The organism is bacterium (assembly GCA_026398675.1).
GTDB lineage: Bacteria > RBG-13-66-14 > RBG-13-66-14 > RBG-13-66-14 > RBG-13-66-14 > RBG-13-66-14.
On sequence record JAPLSK010000368.1, the window covers coordinates 1 to 6,461 of the forward strand.

3 protein-coding genes and 1 pseudogene are annotated in these 6,461 nt (G+C 67.0%); 3 read left to right on the forward strand and 1 reads right to left on the reverse strand.

Annotated elements, in window-relative coordinates:
• Nucleotides 1-167: 167 nt before the first annotated feature.
• Nucleotides 168-410 carry a 30S ribosomal protein S16 gene (gene rpsP / locus NTW26_11145; protein MCX7022805.1) on the reverse strand — a complete coding sequence of 81 codons (243 nt, stop codon included), beginning with the start codon at nucleotides 408-410 and terminating at the stop codon, nucleotides 168-170.
• A gap of 206 nt (nucleotides 411-616) precedes the next feature.
• Here rpsP and NTW26_11150 point away from each other — a divergent pair, with 206 nt between their 5' ends.
• From NTW26_11150 to NTW26_11160, 3 genes and pseudogenes are all read left to right on the forward strand, one after another.
• Entirely contained in the window at nucleotides 617-4,858 is a 4,242-nt protein-coding gene (locus NTW26_11150; protein ID MCX7022806.1) for a DUF3857 domain-containing protein, read from the forward strand.
• A gap of 256 nt (nucleotides 4,859-5,114) precedes the next feature.
• Nucleotides 5,115-5,501, forward strand: a pseudogene (locus NTW26_11155) (ABC transporter substrate-binding protein).
• A 224-nt stretch (nucleotides 5,502-5,725) separates the two neighbouring features.
• The gene (locus NTW26_11160; protein ID MCX7022807.1) at nucleotides 5,726-6,358 is read left to right on the forward strand and encodes an ABC transporter substrate-binding protein; all 633 of its coding nucleotides are present in this window, start codon (nucleotides 5,726-5,728) and stop codon (nucleotides 6,356-6,358) included.
• The last annotated feature ends 103 nt before the right edge of the window (nucleotides 6,359-6,461 follow it).

Here is a 6,461-nt window from a genome sequence, read left to right on the forward strand (position 1 = left end):
GGGCCTATCGTGGGCCCCGGAAATCGTCCGATAAAATCGGGCGGCGACGCGGCTGGCGGGACGCGCGGTCGGTGTCGGGGCGGTGTGTCCCCATCGCGTCTCCGGTTCAGACGCCAACGGCGCAGATTGTTGCCAAACCCAGCTTGGGCTCCTTCCGCGTCACCGGTTCAGACTATCCCCAGCTTCTTGAATATATTGCGTACGGCTCCGGAGGGCAGGGCGCCCTTTTCCATCCACCGGCGGGCGGCCTCGGAGTGTCTCTCCATCGTGCTCGGCTCGGTGCGGGGGTTGTAATGCCCGATCTCCTCGACTACCTTGCCGTCCCGTTTGGAGCTCTTCTCAGCGACCACGACGCGGTACGCGGGGCGGTTGGTGGCTCCGTAGCGTTTGAGACGTATCGTTAAGGCCAAGGGTTCTCCTTCTTCGCTCGCAAAAGGGCGTTTTCGCTCACCGGTGTGGTGGGTGCGCCGGTCGAGCGGTGTATCATACGATAGCGACGGCTCCCGGTCAAGGGAATGGTCGGAACGGCGGGTTCACGGCTCCTTCGGCCCGGCGGCGCAGTTGACTTATGCGGCCCCGGACCGCTATCATCACCTGCGTCTGCAAGGGGATAGGCTTGATTAAAAACCTCGGGCGCGCCCTCTTCGTGCTGATCATCGTCCCGACTCTGGCCGGGGCGAGCGCCGTCGCCCTCGAGGCCGCCCGCGTCTACCCGACCCTGGACGGCCCGCCCGCCCTCGACGCCTCCCTGCCCGCCGATGATTACGCCCTCGCCGCCTGGTGCGATTATCTGGGCGGGACGGACACCCGGGAGCTCCTGGCCCGGCTGGACGCGGGACCGTCACCCGTTGACAGGGAAGCCGCCTGCGCCCTCTGTGAGCTCCGGGGCCTGCTCCACCAGGGGCTGGGGGAGTACGCCGAGGCCTTCCGCAATTTAGCCCGCCTGATCGAGCTGCAGCCGGACCGGCCGGAGAGCCTGGTCTATCTTCGGCAGCTCACGGAAACGGCCGGGGAGTTTCCGGGGGGGGAGGCGGAGCTGGAGACGCTCTGCCGCGTAGTCGGCGACTCCCTGGCGGACGAGCCCTCGGCCGACCCCGCCCTGGCGACCGAGGCCCGGACCGTCTTGATAGACATTCACCGGGCCGCGGGCTGCCCCGACGGAGCGGTGGAGGCGACCCGGCTGACGCACGACCTGGGCTATCTCCGCTTCTTCAGTTTCCTGGGCCCCTTCGACAACACCGGCGAGGCGGGCCTCGACACCCCCTACGGGCCCGAGGTGGACGGGCGGGTGAACCTCGCCGCCCGCTACACCGGGAAGCGAATCGTCGTGGGCTGGCGCGATTTTCCACAACCGGCCTTCGCCCTAACGGAGGATCCGGGGCTCCCCCCGGGTTGGGGGGACGAGGGCTCCTTTTCCCCCTTCTACGGACCGCTCCAGCTCTCCGAGGTCGCCCGGCCCAACAACCAGGTCTGCGGCTTTCTGGCGACCTGGGTCCGGGTCGAGGCGCGCGCCGGGATAGTCCTGAATCTGGGAGCCGTGGGCTCGTTCAGGCTGTGGGTGGACGGGGCCGAGGTCCTGTCCTTCGAGGGCTACCGGAGCTGGGCCCATCCCGACACCGACCGGGTCGGGGTGGTCCTCGATCCCGGCTGGCACGAGATTTTGGTGAAGACCTGCTGCGACGCGGGGGGCTGGGAGGTATACCTGCGGACCACGGACCGCGGCGGCGAGCCGCTCCCCCTGGAGCACAGCGCCGCGCCGCCCTCGGGCTGGCACCGTCCCGCCCGGGGACCGGAACCGAGCGAAGCGAGCTATGCCCCCGGCAAAACATTCGCGCCCGCGCCCGACCCTTACGCACGCCTGCAGGAGCTCGCCGACTCCGACAACGTCCTCGCCCTTTACTACCTCGGCCATCTGGAGGCCCAGGAGCGCAGGGCCGACCAGGACTCACGCCTCCACCGGGAGCTCTTCAGCCGGGCGATGACCCTTTCCCGGTCTTTCTCCAGGGCCGAGGAGTCTGAGAAGTCGGAGACAAGGGGTTTAAACCCCTTGTTCCACCCCTTGCCTTGGGCGCCCGCCGCCTATTCCTACGCCCTTTACGAGGAGAGCTTCAACCCGGCCAAGCTCGCCTGGCAGGATGCGCTCGAAGCGGACCCACACCACGCCCTGAGCTGCATCGGCCTGGCCGGCGCCTACTCCGGGCTCCAACGCCCCGACGAGGTAATGGTGTACGTCGAGCGCGGACTCCGGGAGAATCCCGACTGCCTCAAGCTCCTCCACCTCGACGCGCTTCAGCTCGGGCTCCGGGAATACCAGCTCGAGCGCTCGCGGACGCTCGACCGGATGGCCGGCATCCACCCAGATTACGGCCCCCTTTTGGAGGAGCTGGCCGCATACAGCCAGAACCGCCTCGGCGTGGACGAGCGGGTCGAAATATACATGCGCATGCTCGCGCCGAACGCCGCGGACGAATCCGTCCTCGGGCACCTGTCGGACCTCCTCGTGAGCGCCGGGCGCACCGCCCGGGCGGAGGAGCTTCTCGAAGGGGCGCGGCCGCTGGAGCCCTATTCGCTCTGGCTGTACCAGAACGATGCCCGGCTTCTCTTCGACGGTGGGGACTACGCGGGTACGGCGCGCGTCCTGGACGAGGCGCTGACCATCTGCCCCGATGACGCCGATCTCCTGGCGCTCAAGGCCTGCGCCGATTACGAACTGGCGACCGCGAGGCTCGGCCTGCCGGGGGATACGTCCAAGGCCGAGGAGGAATGGGCAAGGGCCCTGGCGATACAGCCCAACCTCACCTGGGTCACGGATTACCGCAGGACCCTGGCCACGACCGCCCGGTCGGCGGAGCCTGCGGAAAACTTCGACGAGCCCTACGCCTACGACGTTTATTCCCTCGTTGACGCCTTCGAAGCACGGCTTACGCCCCTGGACCCCGACGCCAATGCCGAGGTTCTCCTGGACCAGCAAATCGTGAAGGTGAACGCCGACGGCACCGCGAGCCGGGTCGTGCACCGGGTGATAGCGCTCAAAACCGAGGACGCGCTGGATGACTTCGGCTGGGGGTACTTCACGTACGTGCCGAACGAAGAGACCTACGAGGTCCGGCACGTCCGGGTCATCCGGCGCGACGGGACGGAGCTGGAGGCGTCGGACTGGCAAGAGTATTCGGCCTCGGACCCCGAGGCGCGCATGTACTCGGGCTCCGTGACGAGGTATGCTCCGCTGCCGGGCCTCGAGCCGGGGGCGGTCATAGACATCGAGTACCAGATTGACGACGTGGGCGAGAACATCTATCAGGGGCACTTCTCCGACACCTTCGTCTTCGGAAACTACCAGCCGACGCACATCGCCGAGTACGTGGTAATCGCCCCGAAGTCCCTTTTGCACTACCACGGCGCCAACTCTGCCCCGGAGCCCGAGGTGGAGGATTTCGCCCTCCAGCGCGTCTGGCGCTGGACCTTGGGCGAATCCCCTAGGATAATCGAGGAAGCGTCCGCCGTACCGCTGATCGAGGTCCTCCCCTTCGTCGTCGTGTCGAGCTTCGACGACTGGCGCACCCTCGGCCGCTGGTGGTGGCAGCTCTCCAAGGACACCCTGGCCCCTACCCCCCGGATTCACGAGCTGGCCGACGGTATCGTCACCGAAGCCGGCGCCGTGACGACCTTCGAGAAAATCAAAGCCGTCTACGACTACGTGACCCGTAAACTGCGCTACGTAGCCATCCTGCTGGGCATCGGCGGCTGGAAGCCTATCGAGCCGGAGAGCACGGCGCACACGGGCTACGGCGACTGCAAGGCCTCGGCGGCGCTCATGGTCAGCCTCTACCGCGCCCTGGGGATAGAGGCGTACCCGGTGCTCGTCCGCACCCGGGACCGAGGCGCGATAAAGTGGGACCAGGCCGCCCTGGGGCTCTTCAACCACATGATCTGCGCCGTGCCGTTCCAGGCGGGGTTCGACCTTGCCGACGTGCAAACCAAGCTCACCCTATCGGCGAGCCACTCCGGGGACGAGTTCGGCTCGCTGCTCTTCCTGGATGGCACGACGGACTTCAACACGTGGTGGGAACTGCCGTCCGGCGACCAGGGCGTGGAGGCTTACATCAGCACCCCGGATGGGGGCTATTTCGCAAAAACGCCTTTCTACTCCGCCGACGACAACTTCATCTTCAGCCGCACCCGCTTCGTCATAGACGCCGACGGTAACGCGGTCGGCCACCGGGAGCTGGACTACGGCGCGAAGCTAAGCCCCGAGCGACGCTCGGACAACCAGCAGACCGAGATGCAGGAGACGGACCTCGAGGTCTACTGGAACCGGCGATACCCGGGGACCGACGTGTACGCGGTGGACATCTCCGACATCACCGACACCAACGACAACGTTCACTACGCCTACGATCTGCGGGTTCCGGGCCTCGCACGCCACGAAGCGCGGCTTACAGGCGACACCCTGATTTTCGCCACGCACGTCCACCAGGATCTCCTGGCCCAGCGCTACGGGTCGCTCACGGAGCGGACGCTGCCGCTGCGTTTCGACTACCGCTGGCTGCAGAACACGAGCACGGTTTACGCGCTCCCCCCCGGCGTAGGAGGTTGCACCTACCGGCCGGTCTCCCTCCCCGAGCCGCAGTCCTTGACCCTCACCACGACGGGAGGCGCCCCCCTGGCGAGCTTGTACGTGACGTACGATTACACGGCCGGCGAGGTGCAACCTACGCTCACCGTCACCGACGAGCTCCGCATAGACGCCGGAGAGGTTTCGATCGATGATTACCCCGCGTTCCGGTCCTTTTTGGCCGCCTACGAGCGTGTCCAGTCTCAGGTCGTCGTGTTCACTCTCGTAGGGGCCGACCTTTAGGTCGGCCCGAGGGCGGGAGAGAAGACCTGCCCATACATCATCGTAACCTACTAGGCTCATCCGTGCCAAAACGAAGCGAAGCGGGTATTGCCCCGGTAAAAGGTTCAACCTACTACCGTGCGACTTACGGCCCGACCCACGAGCGAACCGAGCTACGCCCCAGCGAAAGAGGGATAACCCTATGAAATGCGCCCGAACCGAACGGCTCGCCGTCGCGAACCGAGCGAACCGAGCTACGCCCCCGGCGAACCGAGTTATGCCCCGGCAAATATTCTCGCGTTGGGTTCCTGGAACGCTCCTCTGCGCGCTGGTTCTATCTCTCGCCCTGGGCTGCGGCCGCCACGAGGGGGCGTACCTGGGCGTCCTGGGCCCCGAGACCGGCGACCGCTCGTATTACGGCCTGGAAGGCGTCCACGGCGCCGAGCTCTGCGTGAACGCCTTCGTGAAGTCGCGCTTCACCGACTCCAACGTTCCGCTGGAGCTCATCCACTACGACTCGGGCGGGGACATCGGGCGCTTCGAGACCCTGTTCCGCCGTCTCGTCGAAACCGACGGGGCGGCGGCCATCATCGTCACCGACCCCGACCCCGACACGGTGCGTCTGGCGGCGCGGCTTTCCGACGAGCTCGGAATCGCCGTCTTCTTCACCTCCGACATGCTGGACGCGTCGTCCGAGGTCGGGTCATCCGTAGGTCTCACCTCGGCCATGCGTCACCGGTACAACCTGTGCGTGGGAAACCACATGTTGATACCCGAGGCGGTGGCGGTGGCCGCGGCTTGGGGCTGGATAGGCGAACCGAGCGCACGGGCAAAATCGCCCTGGTGTCCGGCGAGGGAACGCTCGCGAGCACCTGCCACGACGACTTCGTGCGGGCGCTGGACGCCACCGGGATGGAGTACCTCGACCTGGAGCTCTCCCTCTCCGGTTACGACTACGATTCCGCGGCGTACCGGATGCTCGCCGACGGCGTCTCGGGCATCATCCTCAACGGCTCGACCGAGGACCTCCTGGGCGTCTTGAAGGCCTGCGCCGAGCTGACGTACGACCCGCCCTTCGTGGCCCTGTCCACGGCCAAGCCGCGGCGCCTCGAGCTGCCCGAGTACTACGTCCTGGACCAGGGGTACTTCGTGGGCGGCTTCTCTTCGGAATCGCCGAACGCCAAGACGACCGTCTTCGTCGAGACTTTTCGCAACAACATCGGCCACGTCCCGGGTCCCGTCGCCGCGGCGAGCTACGACGCGGCGCGCATCGTCCTGCGGGCGATAATCGAGGCCGACAGCGCCGAGGTCGGCCCCGTGGCGCAGGCCATCGCCGGTTTCGGCACGCACTCGGGCGTGGCCGGCGACTACGAGCTGGGCACGCCGCCGGATTGGCTCTTCGTTGAGCGCACGGTCCCCGCGGCCACCGGGGTCAACGTGGAGCTCTCCACCGCTCCGCCGATCTTGCCCGTCGTGGAGAGGACCGTATCCGAGGCGGTTCAGCCCGTGAAAGCGGAATGAAAAAAAAGGAGGCGCGTCCCGCCGGACCGCGCACCCCGCGGGGTAGGTCGCACCTCGTCCGAGCCGAGGTCGTCTCCCGACGGGCGCTCTCGACGGGGGTGAC